We start from the raw sequence: 21,714 nt of genomic DNA on the forward strand, positions 1-21,714 counted from the left end.
GTCTTTTTGGTCGTCGAAACTGGTCTTTTGGCCCGGCTTGGTGCGCTGCGGCTAATGCGCTGCAACAAAGGGGCCTTGGAGAGTTAGCGCAGCCGTATCCTGCTGTCAACGCCGCCAAACTGCATCTGGATGGCATGAAACACTGTTTCGAACGCGGTATGGCTCCGGTCGGCCTGTGGACTCAGCGCGTGGCGCCTGGCTTCCACAGGATGTCCCCTGCGCCGTTATCATTGAGCTTGCGCCCAAGTACGAACAGGAGGTCTGACAACCGATTGATATATTTCACCGCTTCGGGGTTGATGGCTTCGGCCTCGGCGGCTTCGACCGTCAGGCGCTCAGCGCGGCGGACCACGGTGCGGGCGAGATGGAGATAGGCGGATGCCGGTGACCCACCGGGCAGGATGAACGAATTGAGTGATGCGAGGTCGGCGTTCATGGCGTCGATTTCGGCTTCAAGACGCGCGGTCTGCACCGGCAGAATCCGGAGCGCCTGGGCATTGTCGAAATCGCTGTCGGGGTTGGCGAGATCGGCGCCTAGGTCAAACAGTTCGTTCTGGATGCGGCCGAGCATGGCGTCGATATCGCCCGTGGTATGAAGCCGCACCAGACCGATGACCGAATTGGCTTCGTCCACGGTGCCATAGGCGGCGATGCGCGGGTCATGCTTGGACACCCGGCGGCCGCCAACCAGTGAGGTTTGGCCCTTGTCGCCGCCACGGGTGTAGATTTTGGTGAGAGTGACCATGAGACGGGCTCCTGAAAGACGTTAGGATCTGCCGCTGAGGACAAACAGCAGGACAATGACGATCACGGCGACGAACTGCGCCAACACGCGGGCCTGCATCAGCTTGTTGCTGTATTTGCGGCTGGTTTCCCCGCCCTTGGCCATGACAATAATGCCGGCAACGAGAATGCCGAGCACGATGACCAGCATGAAGGGCAGTAGAAAACGCAAAACGTCCATAACATCCATCCTCGGCAAAACCTAATGGCCGGACGACAGCCCGTTTGCGGGCTGGTCCGGCCTTTCGGCCTTAATTCCCGGCGCCAAGCAGGCGGCGGGCAATGACATCGGCCTGAATTTCGGCCGCGCCCTCGAAGATATTGAGAATACGCGCGTCGCACAAGACGCGGCTGATGGGATATTCAAGCGCATAGCCATTGCCGCCATGAACCTGCAAGGCATTGTCGGCGGTGGCCCAGGCGATGCGGGCGGCCAGAAGCTTGGCCATGCCGGCCTCAAGATCGCAGCGTTTGCCCTCGTCCTTTTGCCGGGCGGCGTAATAGGTGAGCTGGCGCGCCATCATGATTTCAACCGCCGCCCAGGCAAGTTTGCCGTGCACACGGGGGAAGGCATAAATCGGTTTGCCGAACTGCGTCCGTTCGGTGGCATAGCGGAGGCCGATTTCAAGCGCGCATTGGGCCACGCCGAGCGCCCGGGCGGCGGTCTGGATGCGCGCCGACTCGAAGGTCGTCATTAATTGTTTGAAGCCGTTGCCCTCGACCCCGCCCAGAAGATTTTCGGCTTTGACTTCGAACCCATCGAAGCCGATTTCATATTCCTTCATGCCGCGATAGCCGAGCACTTCGATCTCGCCGCCGCTCATGCCCGGGGTGGGGAAGGGATTGGCGTCATCACCGCGCTGCTTTTCCGCGAGCAACATACTGAGGCCCTTATAACCCGGCGCGTCGGCTTTGCTGCGCACAAGCAATGTCATCACATCGGCACGGGCGGCATGGGTGATCCAGGTCTTGTTGCCGGTGATTTTATAGACGTCTTCGCCCTGGTCGTTCTTGGTCAGCTGGGCGCGGGTTTTGAGCGAGCCGAGGTCCGATCCGGTGTTTGGTTCGGTGAAGACAGCGGTGGGCAGAATCTCGCCGCTTGCGATTTTTGGCAGCCACTGTTTCTGTTGCTCGGGCGTGCCGCCGTTCAGAATAAGTTCGGCGGCGATTTCCGACCGTGTGCCGAGCGAGCCGACGCCGATATAGCCGCGGCTCAGTTCCTCGGACACCACGCACATGGCGGTCTTGCCGAGGCCGGATCCGCCTAGCTCTTCGGGGATGGTCAGGCCGAACACGCCCATGTCGCTCATTTTCCGGATGATGTCGAGCGGGATGAATTCGTCTTTCAGATGCCAGCCATGGGCATAGGGGATGACTTCGGCATTGGCGAAGCGGCGGAACTCCTGCCGGATCATCTCATAGGTGTCTTCCAGGCCGAGCGCGCCGAAGGCTCCGCTGTCGGCGCTATGTTCGATCAGGTCGGCGATGCGGCTGCGCACGTCGGGGGCGTTTCCGGCCTCGATCAGCGCCTCGACCGCTTCGTTGCGGAAATCGGCGACCATGTCGCCGCTGACCCAGAGATCGGCGGGGCGGACGATTTCGCCCTGGGACATCGGGATGCCACCCGCAAGCTGCGCCAGATATTCGCCGAAGCCAGCCTGCAGCATCAGATGTTCGAGTTCGCCGAACTGGCCATCGGCCTCAAGCCGCCGGGCCCAGCCGAGGGTCTCACGCAAAGTTTCCACATAGGTTGCGATCCAGGACAGGCCATGGACGGCGAACTGATGTTCCTCCATGGCCTCGCGATCGAGCGCGCCATTCCGGACCACATGCTGGGCGAGCGCATCGCGCGCCACGGCGCCGAGCTTTTCGGCCGACTCAAGCGCTTCGGCACAGGTATCAATGAGGGAGCCGGCTTCGTCGTCGAGATCGGCCGGATCGAGAATATCTGACATCGGGTATGACTCCGGAATAGAACGAGAAATTCCGTCATCCCGAGCGAAGCGACAGGATCCAGGCTTGCTGGATTCTTCGCTCCGCTCGGACTGACGGATTGTTAGCGGCCGGGAATCTGGTCGACCACATCAGCGAAGGTGCGGAGGCCCGGACGCTGCGCCGTGATCAGCACCGCCATATTGCCGGGCTTATGTTCGTTTTTCCACATCTTGGTATGGGCGCGCGGAATATCTTTCCACGAGAACACTTCGGACATGCAGGGATCGATGCGGCGTTCAATCACCAGCTGATTGGCCTGGCTCGCCTGCAGCAGATTGGCGAAATGGCTGCCCTGAATACGTTTCTGGCGCATCCAGACAAAGCGCGCGTCGAAGGTCAGATTAAAGCCGCTGGTGCCGGCACAGAACACCACCATGCCGCCGCGTTTGACGATGAAGCAGGACACCGGGAAGGTCTGTTCGCCCGGATGTTCAAAGACGAAATCGACGTCATTGCCCTTGCCGGTGATGTCCCAGATGGCCTTGCCGAATTTGCGGACTTCCTTGAGGTAGTCGTTGTATTCCGGCGAATTGACCAGCGGCAGCTGACCCCAGCAATTAAAGTCCTTGCGGTTGATCACGCCTTTCGCGCCGAGCGACAGCACGAACTCGCGCTTGGTCTCGTCGGAAATCACGCCGATGGCGTTCGCGCCGGCCGTGGTGATGAGCTGAATGGCCATGGAGCCAAGGCCGCCTGACGCCCCCCACACCAGCACGTTCTGGCCCGGACGCAGGATATGCGGGCGATGACCGAACAGCATGCGGTAGGCGGTGGCGAGGGTCAGCGTGTAGCAGGCGCTTTCCTCCCAGGTCAGATGGCGCGGGCGATGCATGAGCTGGCGCGACTGCACACGAGCGAACTGGGCAAAGGAGCCGTCCGGGGTCTCATAGCCCCAGATGCGCTGGGTCGGCGAGAACATGGGATCGCCGCCGTTGCATTCCTCGTCATCGCCGTCGTCCTGATTGCAGTGAACCACGACCTCGTCGCCAACCTTGAAGCGTTTGACCTTGGCGCCGACCTTATAGACGATGCCGGAGGCGTCGGAGCCCGCAATATGATAGGGCGCGCCATGGACATCGAACGGGGAAATGGGGGTGCCGAGACCGGCCCACACGCCATTATAATTGACCCCTGCGGCCATCACCAGAATGAGCACTTCATCGGCATCAACTTCGGGCACGTCCACGATTTCGACCTGCATGGACTGTTCCGGCGGGCCATGGCGTTCGCGGCGGATGGCCCAGGCGTACATTTTGCCCGGAACATGGCCGAGCGGCGGAATTTCGCCAACTTCATAAAGATCCTTGATGGGGAGCCCGGCGGTCACCGAGTCCTCATGCACTGCGTCCTTGTTCAGTTCTGCCGTCACGGTGGCGGTCATGGTTTCTGTATCCCTCTCTACATTCAGCTCTGGCACCGGATGGTTCCTTTGGATTCGAGGAGACTGTCCTCAAGGACTGATCCGGCTGGTTCAGGGCGGTGGATTGCGCGTCCGACCCTCTTTTGGTTGCAGTGCAAAATAATGACACTCGGATAGCCATGGTCATGACAGATAGTCGCCATTGTAGTATGAGTTTCGTGCGTTGCACTGATAATTTTTGCAGCGCAACAGTTAATAAAATATATCTGACTTGCGGTCTATAGGGAAATTTAAATATAAAATTGCCAAATACGGAGACATAAAATAATACTGTTGTCCGTACATGTGATGAAAAATACAAACTGGCTTTGGAGAAAGTCAAGGAATCAGCGGGCGAATCAGGGCTTCGTCTCGGCCAGTTTCTTGCGGTAATGTTTCTGACCGAATGAATTTGCCTGCTTGTCACGCTGAGAAAACGTAATCCACATATGGTGCATGGCTGCTCAGGCGGCCTCAATCTGACATCTGGAAAGACACGATCGATGACCGACGTTGCAACTGACGCCAAACAGAAGAGTGACAAGCCCTGGCTGTTCCGGACCTATTCCGGCCACTCTTCGGCGGCGGCGTCCAACGAGCTTTACCGGACCAATCTTGCGCGCGGTCAAACCGGCTTGTCGGTGGCATTCGATCTGCCGACTCAGACCGGCTATGACAGCGATCATGTGCTCGCGCGGGGGGAAGTCGGCAAGGTCGGGGTGCCGATCTGTCATCTGGGCGACATGCGCGCGCTGTTTGCCGATATCCCGCTTGAGCGCATGAACACGTCGATGACGATCAATGCGACGGCACCTTGGCTGCTTGCGCTTTATATTGCGGCGGCCGAGGAACAGGGGGTGGATCGCACCACATTGCAGGGCACGGTGCAGAACGATATCATCAAGGAATATCTGTCGCGCGGCACTTATATTTTCCCGCCCAAGGCCAGCATGCGGCTGATCACTGATGTGATCGCCTTCACCTATCGCGAGATTCCGAAATGGAATCCGACCAACGTCTGCTCCTATCATTTGCAGGAAGCCGGGGCGACGCCGGTGCAGGAGCTGGCCTTTGCGCTGGCGACTGCGGTCGCGGTGCTTGATGCCGTCAAAGCTGGCGGTCAGGTGCCGCCGGAGGACTTCCCCGAAGTGGTCGGGCGCATCAGCTTTTTCGTCAATGCGGGCGTGCGCTTTATCACTGAGCTGTGCAAGATGCGGGCGTTTGTGGATCTGTGGGATGACATCACGCGGGAGCGCTATGGCGTTGCGGACGAAAAGCATCGCCGTTTCCGCTACGGCGTGCAAGTCAACAGCCTTGGCCTGACCGAGCCGCAGCCGGAAAATAACGTTTACCGCATTCTGCTTGAGATGCTCGCGGTGGTGCTGTCGAAAAAGGCGCGGGCGCGTGCCGTGCAGCTTCCGGCCTGGAACGAGGCACTCGGGCTGCCGCGGCCGTGGGATCAGCAATGGAGTTTGCGGCTGCAGCAGATCGTCGCTTACGAAACCGATCTGCTTGAGTATCAGGATGTTTTCGACGGCTCTCACGTGATTGACGCCAAGGTCGAAGCGCTGAAGGCCGAGGCTTTGGCCGAACTCGCTCGTATCGATGATATGGGTGGGGCCATTGCGGCGGTCGAGTCGAGCTATATGAAACAGGCTCTGGTCGATTCGAATTCGGCCCGGCTCGGACGGATCGAGCTTGGCGAGCAGACCGTGGTCGGCGTCAATAAATTCATCGAAAGTGCACCGTCGCCGCTCGTGTCCGCCGATGACGGCGGCATCATGACCGTCGATCCGCAAGCCGAGGCCGAGCAGATCGCGGGACTGAAGGCCTGGCGCGATGCGCGGGATGAGGCGCGGGCCAAGGCTGCCCTTGAGGATCTGAAGGCCGCCGCGCGGGATGGCCGCAATATCATGGAGCCGTCGATCGCTGCGGCCAAAGCCGGGGTGACCACCGGCGAATGGGGCGCGGCACTACGTGAGGCGTTCGGTGAATACCGCGCGCCGACCGGCGTCGGCCGGGCCGCTCGAGGTGGCGGCGATGCCAGTCGCCATGTGCAGCAGGCGGTCGAGGCGTTGTCCGGACGGCTGGGGCGGCGGTTGAAATTCCTTGTGGGCAAGCCGGGTCTTGACGGCCATTCGAACGGCGCCGAACAGATCGCCGTCAAGGCGCGCGATTGCGGCATGGAAGTGGTCTATGAAGGCATTCGCCTGACACCGGCGCAGATCGTCAATGCCGCGCTTGAAGAAGGGGTGCATGTGGTCGGGCTGTCGATCCTGTCGGGCAGTCATCTGCCGCTTGTGACCGAAGTGATGGAGCGCATGAAGGCGGCCGGTATCGCGGACGTGCCGGTGATCGTCGGCGGCATTATCCCGCCCGAAGACGCGGACATCCTGACCCGTGCCGGGGTCGCCCGGGTCTATACGCCGAAAGACTATCAGATGACGGACATCATGGCCGATATCGTCAAGATCGTGGATGCGGCCTATCCATCGGCGGGGTGACGACATCAGCCCGCCGATGGCGCTCATGCCTTATGCTGGCGGGTCCACCGAGGATCCTTGCGGGACTCGCTTTTGGGGATGGTATTTTCGCTGAGCGCGAGCCATTCGCTTGCAAGCCGGGCCATGTCGTCGGCGCGGGATTTGAGCATTGCGGGGTTCTGGTGAGAGAGACAGTCCGTGAGCCCGATCAGGGCTGCGGATAAAGCGTCGGCTTCGCGGTTGTAATGCTGAGTGAGGAGGTCCGGGACCTGGTCGTGATGATGGTCTTCAGGCGGGGGTAGGCTGCGGGCGATCCACGGGGCAAGTCGGCGGACAAGCTGTTTCAAGCTGAGGCTCGGGATCGCGCGTGCGTTTATCTGCATTGGGATTATTCCTCATGAGACAAGCGCTCACGATACGGACGAAAGTCTTAGCAAGCGGTAAAGACGGTACCGCCCCGGGCCAGAATCTCGCGCCGGATATCGACGGGGGTGCGGCCGCTTGCGCGCATGTCGCGGAGTGTCATGGCTTTGTCGCGTTTGGCAAAGCGCTTGCCGTCGGCATTCAGCAGCAAGGCATGATGATGATAGCGCGGCACGGGCAAGCCAAGCACGGCCTGTAACAGGCGATGAATATGCGTGGCATGGAACAGGTCGGTGCCACGGGTCACCAGCGTCACCCCCTGAAGCGCATCATCAACCGTCACCGCCAGATGATAACTTGCCGGGGTGTCCCTGCGGGCGAGCACCACATCGCCAAGGCTTTCGGGGGCGGCGCGGGTGAGTCCCTGAAGCGCATCCTCGAACCAGAGGTCTGGACCGGCAAGGTTCCGGGCTTTGGTGACATCGAGTCTGAGGGCATAGGGGCCGCCGTTTGCCATGCGCGCGGCTCGGGCGTCTGGGCTCAAGCTCCGGCAGCTGCCCGAATATAGCGGACCCTCGGGGCCATGGGGGGCATCGGCGGATCTTGTGATATCTTTCCGGCTGCAGAAACAGGGATAGATGAGACCAAGCGCGTCAAGCCTGGCGAGCGCCGCGCGGTAATCGTCGAAATGTTCGGACTGGCGGCGTACCGGGGTTTCCCAGTCAAGGCCGAGCCAGGCGAGGTCTTCAAGGATGTTTGTGATGAAGGCGGGGTGGCAGCGGCTTTGGTCGATATCCTCGATCCTGAGAAGAAAGCGTCCGCCCGCCTGTTTTGCCAGGTGATAGGCATGGAGGGCCGAAAAGGCATGGCCGAGATGCAAGCCGCCGGTGGGGCTTGGGGCAAAGCGTGTCACGACGGAGCCGGGCGATGGTGCTATCATTCAACCTGAGTGGGTCATGAATATTGACGCAGCAGTTTCGACTGTCATAATTTCCACACACTGTATCTTGTATAGAAACTAGCGTCGATACCCTGAAGCTTGATGATTCCCCGCATATGGGGACGAGTTGGAACAATGGGCGTACAGACTGCTTCGTTATCTCTCGATGCTTATCCGGCGCTGGTGTTGAATGCCAATTATCAGCCGCTGAGCTATTTTCCGTTGTCCCTCTGGGGCTGGCAAACGGTGATCAAGGCGGTGTTTCTCGACCGCGTCAATATCGTGGCCGAATATGACCGCGTGGTTCACAGCCCGGGGACGGAATTCCGGCTGCCGAGCGTCATCGCGCTCAAACGTTATATCCGCCCGGCCCGCAATCCGGCGTTCACCCGGTTTAATCTGTTTCTGCGTGACAGCTTCACCTGCCAATATTGCGGGGAGACCCAGCGTTCGGGAACCGATCTCACGTTTGATCATGTGGTGCCCCGGGCCTACGGCGGGCGCACCACCTGGCAGAATGTGACCACGGCCTGCGCCCCCTGCAACTGGCGCAAGGGCGGCCGCACCCCGCGTGAGGCTGACATGCTGCCGTCGCATTGGCCGTTCCAGCCGACGGTGCAACAGCTGCAGATGAACGGCCGCCATTTCCCGCCCAACTACCTGCATCAAAGCTGGCGCGATTACCTCTATTGGGACAGCGAACTGGAGCCGTGAGAGCGGTGTTGGTGGCGGCATAGATTGCCGGGTCAAGCCCGGCAATGACAGAATTAAGGAATTGTCATCCACATCAAACCATTGTCATACGCGGGCTTGACCCGCGTATCCATGGTGCCGCCAGCTCACACCCTCTGTGACAACCAGATGGCGGCGCGGCAGCCGGTTTTGATGGCGCCGGACAGCAGGCGGTAACCGGGGGTGTCGGCGGCGCCGTGATCGAGTGCGGTCTGGCGATGCTCGTTTTCCTCGGCGCGGAAATCTTCGAGGGTGCGGGTGAGCTCCTGATCTTCGGGGCCGAGGGCCTTGATCTGGGCGCTGTAATGGTCGTCGATCACCTCCTCGACCGCCGCCGTGCAGGCCATGGCGGCTTTCGGCCCCATCAGAGCGGTGGCCGCGCCAAGCGCATAGCCGGCCACATGCCAGAACGGTCCCAGCGCCGTCGGCCGTACCTGCTGTTCGCGCAACAGATTGTCGAAGGTGGCGAGATGGCGGCCTTCCTGTGCTTCCATATGCTGAATGGTGGCGCTCAGGGGGTGGCTTGCGCCGAGCACATCGAGCTGGCCGCGATAGATCCGCGCCGCACCATATTCACCGGCGTGATCGACGCGCAGCAAACGAGCCCGCTGATCCTTCGCGGAGGGATCGCCGGGCAGAACAGAGGGGGCTTCAGGGTTGCGGGTCATGGCGTTATTCCGTGTCAGAGTCGCGACTGCGCACCGCGCAGGGCGAGGGCGGCGAGGATCAGGGACAGGATGAAATTATACCCCGCCATGGACAGCCCGAACAGCGTCCAGCTTGGGCTATCGCAGCGAATGATCGGCATGGCCATGACGGCACGGAAGACATCCTCGATCGAGCCTTCAAGGTCGATGCTGCTGCAGGCGGTGGGACCCTGCCACCATTTCTGCTCGACACCGAAATGATATCCGGCAATGCCCGCGCCCATCAGAAACAGGAATCCAAGAAGGGCGAGCAGTCGTTTGGACGATCCACCAGCTTCCGGGCGGTCGGTGACGATGGCTAGCACGCCGAGCGGGATCGCCGCCATATACACATAACGCTGCCACCAGCAAAGCTCGCACGGGAGATAGCCGCCCACATGCTCCAAGGCGAATACGGTCCCGAGAATGGCGATGGAAGCGGCCGTGAGGATGAGCGGTATATTGCGGTCGAGGCGCGGCATAGAGGGGGGTTCCTTGACACGGAGGATACTGCGATCTTTCCCTTGTCCCAAGAAAGCGCCGCTGTCGTCAAGGCTGCTCCACTCTCTTGCATATTCTTGGTGAGAATATGTTGACCCGGCGCATAGTCCGGGTAAGATGCAGCCCGATTTCGACGGCAACATGCGGGTGTGGCGGAATTGGTAGACGCGCCGGACTCAAAATCCGGTTCTGGCGACAGAGTGTCGGTTCGAGTCCGACCACCCGCACCATTTTATGCAGGTTTCATCTTGTGCAGATAAGATGTTTTGCCGTCCCTGCTAAGGCTCTGGCCGTCATCGCCAGTCTGCGCATATTCCCTCTGTAGATCCAATCTGACCCGGGTGGTTTCGCCGCCGGCTCTATTCCCGATGGCATTTGCTTTTTTGACTGTGGGTTCAAGAGCGTCGTACTGTTGCCACATTGTTCATCGCTAATGGCCCAGTCATCACATGGTGATTCGATGGTTCAAAACGTACTTCAGAGTGGGGGACAGGATGACGATGCGCACTACGGCAACCGCCCTTATCCTTGCTGCAGGCATGGCCACCGCCGCGGCGTCCTCGGTTGAGGCGGATGAGTTTGATCATGATTTTCGCCAGGTCGGCGATGGCGTCCCGTTGTCGGTGATCCTGATGCGCCTTGAAGCGCTTGGGTATCGTCATATCAGTGATGTGGGTTATGTGGGCGGCACCTATGGGGTGCGCGGCCGCATGATCGATGGCTCGGGCTTTACGCTGTCCATCGATGCGCGGACGGGTGAAATTGATCTCTGACGTTTCGAGCCTGCTGAAGTCCTGAGCGGTTAATTCCTAAACAGGGAATGAAGACCGCAACCGTTGCGGGAATGATGGGGCCGAGAAATCATGTCTTTTATGTCGCAATGTGCCAAATTAGGGCGCAAACGCGCTTTCTATCAATGTTTTGACCTTGACTTTGGCCTGAAAGCCGCGTTTCCTCATTGCGTTGACGAGCGATCTACAACGCGCGCCTGCCGCAGTCTCCTACGCGATCTTTGAGGATCTCAGTGACAGGCGGTTCGGTCGCCTTCCTGACGCCTCGATTAACGGACACTCTGATTATAGCGTATGGAGACTAGGACTATGTCATCAGGCACCGTGAAGTGGTTTAACGCCACCAAGGGTTTTGGCTTTATCACTCCGGACGACGGCGACAAAGATGTGTTCGTGCACATCAGCGCAGTTGAGCGGGCTGGTTTGGCAGGGCTTAAGGATGGTCAGCGCATCGGTTACGAACTGGTGAATGACCGTCGCGGCCGCAGCTCGGCTGACGAACTGAAAATCATCTAAATACAGTTTGGTGGTCCCTTAGGGGACGCAGAAACTGTTGCATGGCCTTCGCCCGCGTGACGAAGGTCATTTTTTTTATGCTTTTTTGGGAAAAAGAAAAAGGGCGGCTTTGTTCGCCGCCCTTTTGGTGTCTGCCGCAGGCAGGCTTAGAAGCCTTGCTTGAACTCCACATAAACCAGACGTCCGCGCGGGTCGTGCACTTTCGAGTCATAGCCGCCGAAGGTATCGAGATGAGGTGCCTGACGATCGAGAATATTGATCGCGCCCATGGTGATCGCGCTGCCTCCGGAGCCTCCGAACAGACCCGAGAAACTATAGCTGTATTGCACATCGAGGGTGGTATAGGCGCCGACCTTGGCGTTGTTCTCGTTGTCGATATAGCTGTCTATATAACGGAAGACGGCGGTCGCGAGATGGTTGCCGTTGTTGACGGTCAAATAGGCATTGCCGCGCCATTGCGGGATCGACCGCGCAAAGGTGCCGTAGTTCCGACGGCCTGCGCCCTCGAACGGCGTTCCGAACTGATCGACCGCGTTATATTTGAACACATAGGTGGCGTCCCCAGCGAGACGGACAAATCCCGCCGCAGTCGGCCAGGTATAACTCGCCGACATATCGATGCCGTCCGTGGTGACGCTTGGCGCATTGATATAGCGCACATTGATCATCGAGAGATTGTTGAACCCGTCATATTCAAGTTGGCTGAACGCCTGCGCATTGCCAGCGAGGGCGGCCTTGACGATGCTTTGCGCGTCTTCCTGCACGATCAGATTTTTATATTTGAACCGCCAGTAATCGAGGCTCGCGAGAAAATTGCTGTTTGGGTGCCAGGAAATACCGGCGTTGAAAACATCGGCATTCTGCGGCTTGAGATCGAGATTGCCGTTTGTGCGGGCGGCGCGGAAAATGCTTTGCCCGGCCATGTTGATATTGACGAGCGAGGTCTTGGATCCGAGCGTTTGAAATAGCGAGGGGGCACGGAACGCTGTTCCGAACGACCCCCTGAGCGTGACGCTGTCAAGCGGTCGCCAGAGTGCCGAGATTTTCGGATCGAGTGTATTGACGCCGTGGCCATAATCCTCATAACGGGCGGCGGCCTGAATTTCAAAACTGTTGATGACCGGGATCGCCAGTTCGACAAAGCCCGCCTGGATGTCGCGGCTGCCTTTGAAGTTGGGACCGCCAACGAGGAACAGGAATTGTTGCTGATTATAGGCGTCGTTGAAATCATAGGCGAGAGCCTCATGACGATACTGCGCGCCAACGGCCAGGCCGAGATCGCCTGCGGGCAAGCTCAGAAGCGAACCGGAGAGGCGCGCATCGGCGGTCCATAAACTTGCGCTTGAATGGACGGTCAAGGGTTGCACGATGTAATCGATGAGGGCCGGATCGTTATAGATGCCAATCTGATCTGGCGTTGCGCCGATGGAGGTGCTGAACGGATTAAACCATTGGTTGCCGTCAGGGCCGCCGTGACCATTCAGGGCCGCGCGGTAGCGGCTGGTGATCACATCTTCCGCCATCAGAAAGAAACGGTTCTTGCTGTAACTGACCGATGTTTCCCAGGACCATGTGCCGGTGAGGTCGCCGCGCAATCCGCCAACCAGGCGGTAGGTGTCGGAATCATGCTCGCTTGGTGAAACCCCGGCAGCGTCGCCGAGGATGCGGCCAAGAAAAAGGCGCGGCTGAGATGTCGGCCAGAGCGGGCGGAGCGCGGCTGGAATGCCGGGGTGGTTGCCAGGCACCGCCTCGGGCGAGGCAACCGGGAAGGACGGCGCGTTTGAGCGTAGGGCGCTGTTGCCGGAATAGCCGAGTTCGGCGAAAAACTCGACGCTGTCGGAGAATTTGATGTTGCCGGTTGCATAGGCTTGAATGCGCTCTTCTTTCGGCACCAGACTGTAATAGGGGCTAAAGTCAAAATCGCAGGTTCCGATGTCGAAGGGCAATCCGGCCGGACGCGGAGCCAGCAGATGGGGAATACTGTTTGTGCCTTTGGCGCAGCCTGGATCGATGGCAGGGAATGCTGGGTTGCCGGGTACGAGACCAAAGACGGAGCCCGGCTGGCCAGAGGCGGAAATACCCGAGCCGCGTGTGAAATCACGATCAGCGGCGAGCAGTTCGCTGCGCCGTTTGTAACTGAGGGCGGCGACCAGCTGCGCCTTGTCATTGCCCCAGCCGCCGATCAGGCCGAGATCGACATCCCGCTGGCTGCTTTGGGTCGTGGTTTGGAAGCGGGCGGTGGCTTCGAAGCCGCGAAAATCGTTGCGGGTGATGTAATTGACCACCCCGGCCACGGCATCGGTGCCGTAAAGCGCTGCCGCACCGTCTTTCAGGACTTCGATACGGTCGATCATGATCAGGGGCATGAGCGCGTTGGTGTCGACGAAGGTGTCGCCGTCGTCAGCATAGGCGCTCGACAATGTCTGGCGACGGCCGTTGATAAGCACCAGGGTGGAACTGAGCCCGAGGCCACGCAGATTGATATTGGCGGTGCCGGTGGAGAAATTCTGGGTAAAGGCGTCGCTGTTCAGTTCAGACCCGCTGTTGATGGTCATGAAGCGCGCTGCGTCGCTGGCGGAGGTGAAGCCTTGCTGGGCGAGGTCAGCGCCATCGATGATCGAAAGGGGCGCGGGGGAGTCGAGCTGCGATTTACGTTTGATATAGGTGCCGGTAACCAGGACCTGTTCAATGATGGCGCTATCATCTCCGGTGCCGTTTTTGGCAGCGGGCTTGGGTTGAGCGGAAGCGCTTGATATGAAAACAGCAGTCGAGATCAATCCCGCCATGGCGCCGAGCGCAGTGGAGGCCAGTAACCATTTTTTTTGTGCCATTGCACAGCCTTTCTGTATGAAATGGCTTCCCCAAGTCTGGAGGTCGCCGGGCGCCGTAATACAACTGTTGCGAGAAAGACGCTTTGTTGGTTACGCCTGTGACACATTGGCGACGGCCATGTCAGCTGTGGTTTGGTTCTGTCGTTTGGGGTAAAACAGGAATATATATAAACGTTCGTTTTAGTGACCATGAGCAGGAGGGCGCGATGACAAGCGGTGACAAGGCACAACAGGGGGGCTTTCAACCATCCGTTGGACGGGTTGCGGGCAAGGTCGCGCTTGTGACCGGGGCGGCGTCAGGCATCGGGCGTGCAACGGCGGAGCTGCTGCTTCGCGAGGGCGCGCGGGTGGTCTTGAGCGATATAGAGGGGGCAGCTGTGACGGCGCTCGCGGCTACATACGGGGATCGCGCCTTGGGGGTGGGTCATGATGTGACGCGGGCCGAGGACTGGCAGCTTGTGCTCGCCGCAACAGAGGACCGTTTTGGCGGTCTTCATATTCTTGTCAATAACGCGGGCATCGTCATCACCGGCACGGTCGAGGAGACGAGCCTTGAAGATTGGCACAAGCTTCACGCGGTCGATCTCGACAGTGTGTTTCTTGGCTGTAAATATGCCATTCCGCTGATGGCTGCGTCCAGCGGCGGTGAGGCAGGCGGCGGGTCCATCGTCAATATTTCGTCGGTGTCGGGGATTGTCGCCGGGCATAATCTTGCCGCCTATAATTCCGCCAAGGCGGCGGTGCGGCATTTGTCGAAATCGGTGGCGCTGCATTGTGCGCGGGCGGGCTATGGGATCCGCTCAAACTCGGTGCATCCGTCTTTCGTCATGACGGCGATATTGGATGATCTCGCGCGGGACAAGCCGCAGGCGGAGGTTCATGCGCGGCTGGTCCGGCAGATTCCGCTCGGACGGCTCGGGCGGCCCGAGGAAATCGCGGCGGCAATCGTTTTTCTGGCCTCGGAGGAGTCATCTTTCATGACCGGAGCCGAACTCGTGATCGATGGCGGCATCAGTGCGATGTAGGAAAAGTTGCAGGGCTTAAAGCCGGCGAACGGTGGCGCCGCCGATCAGGATGTTCGCCGCTTGCTGGCCGAGCACGTCATCGGTCACATCCTGCAGCAACTGGGTCAGGGCGGCGAGGTCCAGGGCCCGGTTGACCTCGACGCGGTTGGCGGCAAATCTGGTCAGGCTGGTGATGTAACGATCCCTGAGACGGGGCAGGATCTTTTCAATCTGCGCCCGTTTATCCGGATTCTTGAGATCGAGCGAAAGATCGACGGCAAGCAGACCACGCACGCGATTGTTGCTAAAGACGCTGACCGTCAGCGGCTCCATGGGAAGATTGTTGCGGATCGTAGATATCCGCTCGCTTTCACCCTCGGCCGCCTGAACCACGGTGCTTGCGTCAAGCGCGAGCAGGGTGGCAAGTGCAAGGATCAGCGCTCGGCTCATATGTTCATGCCGCCCGATGACATCAGGCGGCTGAGGCCGTCCTTATAGTTTGCCAGCTGCTTTTGCAGATGGGCAGGCACTGTGCCGCTGGTTTTTTTCGCGTTATTCTTCAGCGCCTCGATGGTCGGATCGTGATAGAGCGAGCGATAGGCGCGCTGCATCTGGGCAATGGCGTCGGCAAGTTTGCCAGCGAGATACTTGGACCCATTCATGGTCGAGGTGGTGAGTCCGGCTTCGAAATTCAAACCGAAAAGCCCGCCGAGATCGAGGTCGGCGGCTTTGCCGTTTTTGCCGGTATTGAGATTATAAAGCTTGTCAGTCGATATGATGGTGGTCGGCTCGATACCAAGGCTTTTGAGCGCGTCCTTGTCACCGCTGCCGGACATGATTTTAATTTCGCCACCATTGATGGCGCTGATCTTGAGCCGCCGTCCCTCGGGACCGCCGATGACGGTTTCGGCCTTAATATTGCGGAAGGACGCGGTGTTGATGCGCGACGCCAGGCGCTCGAACGTATCGCCCTCGCGGATGACGATCTTTTGCTGTTGCCCGCCATTGACCGAGAGATAAAAATAATCGCCCGCCCGCAGTGTGGTTTGCGCCATGAGCGTGCGGTCTTCGGTCACCTGCACGCTGCCCGGGCCAAGACCGAGCTTGCTTAGAACCGAGCTGCCGTTTGACGATATGGCGATGCCGGTCGCGCCGTTTGCTCCGGTCAGGCCGCCCATCTGTTCAATCCAGGCGGTGCTGCCGGTCATGCCGTCGATCTTGCCGGCGAAGGCGTCAGTGCTGCCGGTTTTGGACTCGGCGCCCATCTGTCCCGAGGTGCGGCCCGAGACATAAACCTGGCCGCCGCTTGCGGCGATGCCGGTGATGTAATCGCTGCCTGAGGTGCCGACGAAATTGGTCCAGGCAACCGAAGCGTCGGTGCCGCCGTCATCCAGCCTGAGAACAAAGCCGTCGCTTGCGCCTGATTGCGGGTTGGTCACCGTGCCGCCGCCAAAGCTGCTGTTGGTGGTGCTGCCCGCGAGATAGATATTCGTGCCTTCGACAGCAATACCGCTGATGGAGCCGGAGCCAAGACTGCCAAGGTCTTTTTCCCACAGCACCGTGGTCAGATCCGTCGAGTCAAGTTTGCGCACGATGGCTCGTCCGTTTTCTTCGGAGGCCACGAGAATATTGCCGTCATCGGTGACGGCGATGGCTTTGCCGACTTCGGAGTCGGCGGTGCCGAACTGGCTTGCGGCCAGGATGTTGCCTTTGCTGCCGGACAGTTTGGCCACATACATGTCATTGCTGCCGCCTGGTGTGAGGCCGCTTGTAAAGGCGCCTTTGGTCTGGCCGGTGATATAGACATTGTTGTCGGCGTCGACCGCGACGGCAAAGGCGCTGTCATCGGCGTAACTGTCGATTTGCTTGGTCCAGAGCTGGTCCCCGGAATTGGAGAATTTGGTGACGAAGCTGTCGGTGCCTTTGAACAGCTCATTGCCGGTCAGGGTGCCGTTGACGCTGCCCGCAATGATCACATTGTCGTTGCTGTCGATGGTGATGCCATAGCCCGACGCGGTGCCATTCGCGCCCAGCAGATGCTGCCACACGACATTGCCGGCGGCGTCATATTTGGTCAGGTAAACGTCGCTGCCGTCCGACCGATTGACCTCGTGTCCGAAATCGCCAGCACTGTTGCCGATGACGAAGACATGGCCTTCGCTGTCGACGGCCACGGCGGAGGCTGTGGTTTCGGTGTTGGGGCGGCTGCTGTCGGTTTTGTTGGTTTCGATATCGAGTTCTTTATAGAGATCGGTGACCGACTGACGGATCTTTTCGATGGTGGCATTGGTACGGCCATTCAAAGGATCGGTCGCGGCCGTTTTGTCATTGACCTCAAGCAGGGTTGTGCCCTGGCCCGCGATGCTGTCGCGAAAGCCACGTGTGGGATCGCTGTTGTCGAGGCCATCGAGACGGGTCAGCGTTCCAGTGGTGACGGCCTTGTCGTTGGCTTTGCTGGTGCCGACCACAAACAGGCTCGGTTCCGCGACGGCGGCGGTCAGGCTGACCTTTTCACCGGTGAGGCCGGAGAGGGCCAGCGAATAATGGGTGTTGTCGATCTTTTCCACATTGAAACGCGTCGTATATTTGCTGACCGTTTCGCCAAGGGCGTTGGTGGTGGTCTCGGCTTCGATCTTCGAATTGACAAGGTCGGCGATCGCTTGTAGCGAAATCGGGCCGGAAATTTCCGACAGGTCAATATCGAAATCCCGGGTTTCACCGGACTTGCTGATGGTGACGGTGAAACGGTCGCTTGGGGAGACGCCGGAAATGGCGGCCTCCTTGGAGCTTGTCAGCAGGCTGCGGCCGATGAATTTCGATGCGTTCTTGCCGACGCCGATCTGGGTCTGCACCTTGTTGCTTTTGCTGCCATAGACAAGATCAAGCAGATTGAGATCTGTCGTCTGCATGAAGTCCTTGATCTGTGACAGACCCTTTTGCATCAGAATGTCGAGCGTCGAGCGCACCGTATCGGTGCGGTTTTTATCCGAGGCGTAGTCGGCAATATCCTTGAGCTTCACCAGCGCTTCATAAAGCGTGAACAGCGCCTTTGCGTCCTTATTGTCGCCGGCGAGCTTGGCATTGCTTGAATTGCTGTTGATGAAATTCTGGGTGGTTTTGAGCGCGGTGATCCGGCGCTCAAGCGGCGTCTTGTCCTCAAGCTGGTTCCAGGGGGTCTGGGCGGTTGGCGGCTTGCTGTTGAGTTTCGAAACCGATCCTGCGGGCAAGGAGCCCACACCTCGCGTTGCCTGCTGCGCCTGATAATGCGCGGTCAGCAACGAACTGTCCAATTGGATCAGGCTGAAACTCGATATGGTTGCCACGCCGACCTACGTTCTCTGCATTGAATGAGCGCCCTGACGGTTAAGACAGACTATTCCATCTGTCAGTCTGGCAGGGAGATCTTAATGTCTCGTTAACTGGTGTTATTCGGCGGTTCCACTCTGCGGGCGCGTCCAGTTGGTCACCACGCTGCGGACAAAACGTTCTTCGGCCCAGCGGCTGAGATCGTCACCAGTGAGGGCGCGGGAGAACAGATAGCCCTGGGCCATGTCGCAATGAATGGCGGTGAGGGCCTGGGCCTGAGCTTCGGTTTCAACGCCTTCGGCCACCACTTTCAGGCCGAAACTATGGCCGAGACGGGTGACGGCGGCGACAATGGCGCGGGCGTTCGGGTCGAGCGTCAGCTCCATGACGAAGCTACGGTCGATCTTGAGTTTGGACACTGGAAACTGACGCAGATAGGAAATCGAGGCATAGCCGGTGCCAAAGTCATCGACGGCGAGAGTTGCGCCGGTCGCCTCGATTTCACGCAGGCTTTCGATGGCCAGTTCGGAATTGCCCATGATGGCCGTTTCGGTGATTTCAAACTCGAAGCGTTCAGCGCGCAGATTGAAGGCGGCGAGGGTTTCGCGCAGAAAGGCCGGGAAACTGCCTTCGGCGATGTGGATTGGCGACAGATTGACGGCGATCTTGAACGGCGGCAGCCCCCGGGAATCCCAGATGCGGGCCTGTTCGCAGACCTCGGGCAACATGCGTTCGGTGAGCGGGATGATCAGGCGTGACATCTCGGCCACGGGGATGAACTGATCGGGGGAGACCCAGCCGCGTTCAGGATGATTCCAGCGCAACAGCGCCTCCACACCGACCAGCTGTTTGCTTTGAAGGTCGATCTGCGGCTGATAGTGAAAGCTGAATTGATGGCTGTCGAGATTGGCGCGAATGTCGATTTCGAGGGCCGCCCGTGCCTGCAGTTCCTTCTGCATGCCCTGATCGAACAGGACGATGCTGTTTTTATCGGCACTGCGGGCGCGGTTCAGGGCGTGGCCGGCATTGCGCAGAAGTTCGTCCGGGCTGCTCTGGTCGTGAGGATAGATGGTGATGCCTGCGGCCACCCCAAGATCGATTTTCTGGCCGTTGATCTCGATCGGCTGGCGCAAGGCATTAGCAAGGACGCGGGCCTGCTGCTCGACGGCATGGGGGGAGCTGAGGACGGTGGAAATCACGGCAAATTCATCGCCGCCCAGGCGCCCGACGGTATCGCTTTTGTCGCAGTTCTGATTGAGCCTTTGCGCCACATTGAGCAGAATTTCGTCGCCGATATCGGTGCCGAACCCATCATTGATGCTGCGGAAGCCGGACAGATTGAACAGCATCACCGCCACCAGATCCCGCGGCCGACTGGCCCGGGTCACGTTGCGTTCAAGATTGCGGCGGATCATGGTGCGGTTCGGCAGGCCGGTCAGGCTGTCATGGCGGGAGAGATGCAGCATGGCCTCGGTCGCCGCCTTGCGGCCGCTGGTCATATCCATGGTGGTCAGGACCCAGCCATTGTCGGGCATGCGCTGAGCATGGATATGAATGATGCGGCCATCGACCAGGGTATGTTCCAGCCGATGGTCGGTGGCGGTGGGTTCCTCGGAAATTTTCTTCAGGAAGATCAGAATGCGGTGATTGGCCAGATCGTCGATGGGATCGTGATACTGAAACAACAGCCGATGGACATCTTCGAGGCGCGCGCCCTCGCGAATAAGTCCGGAATTTTGTGGGAACAGCTCCACATATGCTGCGTTGAGGGCGGTCAGGTGGAGATGGCGGTCATAAATGGCGATGCCGAAGCTGACACAGCCAAGCACATTCTGAAGCGTCTCCCGGGTTCGATTCGCGAGATAGGCCTGGGACGCGAGGTGAGCTTCAAGCTCGGCGCATTGGCGCACCGTTTCATTGAGGGCGTTGGCCTGGCGTTCAAGGCGGAAACTGACCCAGAGCAAAAGGCCCATCATCACCAGCAGCCGGGCTTCAACCTGAAGCAGGTCAGGCGTTGGAGACAACAGATGCAAAAGCGCCGGAACGCCAAGAATGAGCATGGCATTCAGGCTTGAGGCGTGGGCCGAGGCTGGAGCCAGTGTCAAACTGATGGCAAGCGGCGGGGCCATGAGAAAAATGACCAGAAACTGACTGTTTCTGTCCGCCAAAACCAGAATATCCGCTGCCGTCAAACCAATTGTCAGTGCGGCAAGTGCTGAACAGAGAAGGAAAAAAGTTTCGGCGCGGCTGTACCAGAGGCGCTGACCATGGCGCGGCGGGACGCGACGAAAATAAATCCAGGGACCAAGCCGCAGGAGTTGGGTTGCGGCAATGGCGATGGCAAATCCGGTCAGTCCAGAAATACCCAAATAGTTCTGAAAAATGAGCAGGATAAGGGATGTGACCAGACCCGTCAGTACTTGCGCGGGTGTCTGGGAATATAGCGTGGTGACGCGGTCCTTGAGACGCGGCAGGTCCAGTTTTTGTGCCATGTTACCGGTTGCCCGGCCTGCTACAGTTGTCGTCATGCCGTGGTTTCTCAAGGGGTTGGTGCGAGAAACGATATCTTAATGATAAAAGAATTACTTCCGGGTTAAACTGACAGAAGCGCATGTATTGAAACAGGTTTTTATCCAGCCGGGCGATTGCTTGTGGCCATCTCGCCACTTGCGGACGCCTGAGCGAGCGGGTAAATCTGATCCGCATTTGCTGTTCCGCCGCTCCACAGCGGCAAGTTGAAGAGGGTCACGTTTGATGACTGCCTTGCTTTCAGTGATCCTGGCTGTGATCGGGATTTTCAAACTTGTTCTGATTGCCTCGATCATCCTCAGCTGGTTGTTCGCGTTCAATCTCGTGAATACCGGCAACCGTTTCGTGGCCGGATTGTCCGAGGTGCTTTACCGTCTGACCGAGCCGGTTCTGCGTCCGGTGCGTAATATCCTGCCGAATCTGGGGGCTATCGATATTTCGCCGATCGTCGTTTTTCTGCTGCTCTATGGCCTTGAGGTGCTGATCATTCGTGATATTGCTCCCGCGCTCGGGGTGGCCCCATAGGGCCTTCATGACGCCCTGGACCGTTACTGCTGAAGGTCTGATGCTTGCGGTGCGGGTGACGCCCAAGTCCTCCCGCGATGGCATTGATGGCATCGTCGAAGATGCGGATGGCAAGCTTTGGCTCAAGATCAGGCTTACGGCAGCGCCGGAAGATGGCAAGGCCAATCAGGCCCTGCTCCGGCTTCTGGCCAGGATGTTCAGGATACCGAAAAGCAGCCTCGATATTCTCAGCGGCGAAAGTGCGCGGAGCAAACGTGTTCTCCTCCGTGGCGACGGAAACCAGCTTGCGGCGGTAGTTGCGGCCACGCTTTTGATATAAGGAAACCTTCG

19 protein-coding genes and 1 tRNA gene are annotated in these 21,714 nt (G+C 59.1%); 8 read left to right on the top strand and 12 right to left on the bottom strand.

Annotated elements, in window-relative coordinates; genetic code table 11:
- Positions 1 to 181: 181 nt before the first annotated feature.
- From NYP16_RS01435 to ccrA, 4 genes are all read right to left on the bottom strand, one after another.
- Entirely contained in the window at positions 182 to 745 is a 564-nt protein-coding gene (locus NYP16_RS01435; RefSeq protein WP_274942327.1) for a cob(I)yrinic acid a,c-diamide adenosyltransferase, read from the bottom strand.
- Positions 746 to 766: 21 nt separating this feature from the next.
- Entirely contained in the window at positions 767 to 964 is a 198-nt protein-coding gene (locus NYP16_RS01440; protein ID WP_274942328.1) for a twin transmembrane helix small protein, read from the bottom strand.
- Positions 965 to 1,034: 70 nt separating this feature from the next.
- Complete coding sequence (locus tag NYP16_RS01445) at positions 1,035 to 2,738, bottom strand: acyl-CoA dehydrogenase family protein (RefSeq protein WP_274942329.1); 1,704 nt, start codon at positions 2,736 to 2,738, stop codon at positions 1,035 to 1,037.
- 101 nt (positions 2,739 to 2,839) lie between these two features.
- Complete coding sequence (gene ccrA, locus NYP16_RS01450; protein ID WP_274942330.1) at positions 2,840 to 4,159, bottom strand: crotonyl-CoA carboxylase/reductase; 1,320 nt, start codon at positions 4,157 to 4,159, stop codon at positions 2,840 to 2,842.
- 521 nt (positions 4,160 to 4,680) lie between these two features.
- Between ccrA and NYP16_RS01455 the strand changes: the two genes are divergently transcribed.
- Positions 4,681 to 6,681 (top strand): protein meaA, encoded by a 2,001-nt coding sequence (locus NYP16_RS01455; protein WP_274942331.1) that lies wholly within the window; start codon positions 4,681 to 4,683, stop codon positions 6,679 to 6,681.
- A 23-nt stretch (positions 6,682 to 6,704) separates the two neighbouring features.
- Here NYP16_RS01455 and NYP16_RS01460 read toward each other — a convergent pair whose 3' ends face one another.
- Together NYP16_RS01460 and gluQRS are read right to left on the bottom strand one after the other, a co-directional pair.
- Positions 6,705 to 7,043 (bottom strand): hypothetical protein, encoded by a 339-nt coding sequence (locus NYP16_RS01460; RefSeq protein ID WP_274942332.1) that lies wholly within the window; start codon positions 7,041 to 7,043, stop codon positions 6,705 to 6,707.
- A gap of 47 nt (positions 7,044 to 7,090) precedes the next feature.
- A complete protein-coding gene (gluQRS, locus tag NYP16_RS01465; protein WP_274942333.1) occupies positions 7,091 to 7,963 on the bottom strand; it encodes a tRNA glutamyl-Q(34) synthetase GluQRS in 873 nt (290 codons plus the stop codon).
- Positions 7,964 to 8,098: 135 nt separating this feature from the next.
- Here gluQRS and NYP16_RS01470 point away from each other — a divergent pair, with 135 nt between their 5' ends.
- Positions 8,099 to 8,677 (top strand): HNH endonuclease, encoded by a 579-nt coding sequence (locus NYP16_RS01470; protein ID WP_274942334.1) that lies wholly within the window; start codon positions 8,099 to 8,101, stop codon positions 8,675 to 8,677.
- A gap of 125 nt (positions 8,678 to 8,802) precedes the next feature.
- On the opposite strand, the gene NYP16_RS01475 is transcribed toward NYP16_RS01470, so the two are convergent.
- The gene (locus NYP16_RS01475; RefSeq protein ID WP_274942335.1) at positions 8,803 to 9,363 is read right to left on the bottom strand and encodes a demethoxyubiquinone hydroxylase family protein; all 561 of its coding nucleotides are present in this window, start codon (positions 9,361 to 9,363) and stop codon (positions 8,803 to 8,805) included.
- 14 nt (positions 9,364 to 9,377) lie between these two features.
- The gene (locus tag NYP16_RS01480) at positions 9,378 to 9,863 is read right to left on the bottom strand and encodes a disulfide bond formation protein B (RefSeq protein WP_274942336.1); all 486 of its coding nucleotides are present in this window, start codon (positions 9,861 to 9,863) and stop codon (positions 9,378 to 9,380) included.
- Between the two features lie 162 nt (positions 9,864 to 10,025).
- On the opposite strand from NYP16_RS01480, the gene NYP16_RS01485 reads away from it, so the two are divergent.
- The 3 genes from NYP16_RS01485 (at position 10,026) to NYP16_RS01495 (ending at position 11,189) form a co-directional block, all read left to right on the top strand.
- A tRNA-Leu gene (locus NYP16_RS01485) sits at positions 10,026 to 10,112 on the top strand.
- A 264-nt stretch (positions 10,113 to 10,376) separates the two neighbouring features.
- Positions 10,377 to 10,655 (top strand): hypothetical protein, encoded by a 279-nt coding sequence (locus NYP16_RS01490; RefSeq protein WP_274942337.1) that lies wholly within the window; start codon positions 10,377 to 10,379, stop codon positions 10,653 to 10,655.
- A 327-nt stretch (positions 10,656 to 10,982) separates the two neighbouring features.
- Positions 10,983 to 11,189, top strand: coding sequence for a cold-shock protein (locus NYP16_RS01495; RefSeq protein WP_274942338.1), 207 nt, complete (start codon positions 10,983 to 10,985; stop codon positions 11,187 to 11,189).
- A gap of 146 nt (positions 11,190 to 11,335) precedes the next feature.
- Here the strand turns inward: NYP16_RS01495 and NYP16_RS01500 are convergent, their stop codons facing one another.
- A complete protein-coding gene (locus NYP16_RS01500; RefSeq protein WP_274942339.1) occupies positions 11,336 to 14,020 on the bottom strand; it encodes a TonB-dependent receptor plug domain-containing protein in 2,685 nt (894 codons plus the stop codon).
- 206 nt (positions 14,021 to 14,226) lie between these two features.
- On the opposite strand from NYP16_RS01500, the gene NYP16_RS01505 reads away from it, so the two are divergent.
- Positions 14,227 to 15,045, top strand: coding sequence for a glucose 1-dehydrogenase (locus NYP16_RS01505; RefSeq protein ID WP_274942340.1), 819 nt, complete (start codon positions 14,227 to 14,229; stop codon positions 15,043 to 15,045).
- A gap of 15 nt (positions 15,046 to 15,060) precedes the next feature.
- Here the strand turns inward: NYP16_RS01505 and NYP16_RS01510 are convergent, their stop codons facing one another.
- The 3 genes from NYP16_RS01510 to NYP16_RS01520 all read right to left on the bottom strand — a co-directional run bounded on the left by NYP16_RS01510 (position 15,061) and on the right by NYP16_RS01520 (position 20,822).
- The gene (locus NYP16_RS01510) at positions 15,061 to 15,474 is read right to left on the bottom strand and encodes a flagellar basal body-associated FliL family protein (RefSeq protein WP_274942341.1); all 414 of its coding nucleotides are present in this window, start codon (positions 15,472 to 15,474) and stop codon (positions 15,061 to 15,063) included.
- Positions 15,471 to 18,347, bottom strand: coding sequence for an NHL repeat-containing protein (locus NYP16_RS01515; RefSeq protein ID WP_274942342.1), 2,877 nt, complete (start codon positions 18,345 to 18,347; stop codon positions 15,471 to 15,473). Before NYP16_RS01515 ends, NYP16_RS01510 begins: the two co-directional genes overlap by 4 nt.
- A 102-nt stretch (positions 18,348 to 18,449) precedes the next feature.
- The gene (locus tag NYP16_RS01520) at positions 18,450 to 20,822 is read right to left on the bottom strand and encodes a putative bifunctional diguanylate cyclase/phosphodiesterase (RefSeq protein WP_274942343.1); all 2,373 of its coding nucleotides are present in this window, start codon (positions 20,820 to 20,822) and stop codon (positions 18,450 to 18,452) included.
- Positions 20,823 to 21,084: 262 nt separating this feature from the next.
- Between NYP16_RS01520 and NYP16_RS01525 the strand changes: the two genes are divergently transcribed.
- A complete protein-coding gene (locus NYP16_RS01525) occupies positions 21,085 to 21,384 on the top strand; it encodes a YggT family protein (protein WP_274942344.1) in 300 nt (99 codons plus the stop codon).
- 7 nt (positions 21,385 to 21,391) lie between these two features.
- On the top strand, positions 21,392 to 21,703 hold the full coding sequence (locus NYP16_RS01530) for a DUF167 domain-containing protein (protein ID WP_274942345.1): 312 nt from the start codon (positions 21,392 to 21,394) through the stop codon (positions 21,701 to 21,703).
- Positions 21,704 to 21,714: the final 11 nt, after the last annotated feature.

Source organism: Govania unica, assembly GCF_027920805.1.
Taxonomy (GTDB): Bacteria; Pseudomonadota; Alphaproteobacteria; order Sphingomonadales; family Govanellaceae; genus Govanella; species Govanella unica.

Coding starts and splice junctions, on each gene's coding strand:
- NYP16_RS01480 (WP_274942336.1), bottom strand. CDS start 9,863: ATGCCGCGCCTCGACCGCAATATACCGCTCATCCTCACGGCCGCTTCC.
- NYP16_RS01495 (WP_274942338.1), top strand. CDS start 10,983: ATGTCATCAGGCACCGTGAAGTGGTTTAACGCCACCAAGGGTTTTGGC.
- NYP16_RS01505 (WP_274942340.1), top strand. CDS start 14,227: ATGACAAGCGGTGACAAGGCACAACAGGGGGGCTTTCAACCATCCGTT.
- NYP16_RS01475 (WP_274942335.1), bottom strand. CDS start 9,363: ATGACCCGCAACCCTGAAGCCCCCTCTGTTCTGCCCGGCGATCCCTCC.
- NYP16_RS01530 (WP_274942345.1), top strand. CDS start 21,392: ATGACGCCCTGGACCGTTACTGCTGAAGGTCTGATGCTTGCGGTGCGG.
- NYP16_RS01520 (WP_274942343.1), bottom strand. CDS start 20,822: ATGGCACAAAAACTGGACCTGCCGCGTCTCAAGGACCGCGTCACCACG.
- NYP16_RS01500 (WP_274942339.1), bottom strand. CDS start 14,020: ATGGCACAAAAAAAATGGTTACTGGCCTCCACTGCGCTCGGCGCCATG.
- NYP16_RS01440 (WP_274942328.1), bottom strand. CDS start 964: ATGGACGTTTTGCGTTTTCTACTGCCCTTCATGCTGGTCATCGTGCTC.
- NYP16_RS01445 (WP_274942329.1), bottom strand. CDS start 2,738: ATGTCAGATATTCTCGATCCGGCCGATCTCGACGACGAAGCCGGCTCC.
- NYP16_RS01525 (WP_274942344.1), top strand. CDS start 21,085: ATGACTGCCTTGCTTTCAGTGATCCTGGCTGTGATCGGGATTTTCAAA.
- ccrA (WP_274942330.1), bottom strand. CDS start 4,159: ATGACCGCCACCGTGACGGCAGAACTGAACAAGGACGCAGTGCATGAG.
- gluQRS (WP_274942333.1), bottom strand. CDS start 7,963: ATGATAGCACCATCGCCCGGCTCCGTCGTGACACGCTTTGCCCCAAGC.
- NYP16_RS01490 (WP_274942337.1), top strand. CDS start 10,377: ATGACGATGCGCACTACGGCAACCGCCCTTATCCTTGCTGCAGGCATG.
- NYP16_RS01470 (WP_274942334.1), top strand. CDS start 8,099: ATGGGCGTACAGACTGCTTCGTTATCTCTCGATGCTTATCCGGCGCTG.
- NYP16_RS01455 (WP_274942331.1), top strand. CDS start 4,681: ATGACCGACGTTGCAACTGACGCCAAACAGAAGAGTGACAAGCCCTGG.
- NYP16_RS01435 (WP_274942327.1), bottom strand. CDS start 745: ATGGTCACTCTCACCAAAATCTACACCCGTGGCGGCGACAAGGGCCAA.
- NYP16_RS01460 (WP_274942332.1), bottom strand. CDS start 7,043: ATGCAGATAAACGCACGCGCGATCCCGAGCCTCAGCTTGAAACAGCTT.
- NYP16_RS01510 (WP_274942341.1), bottom strand. CDS start 15,474: ATGAGCCGAGCGCTGATCCTTGCACTTGCCACCCTGCTCGCGCTTGAC.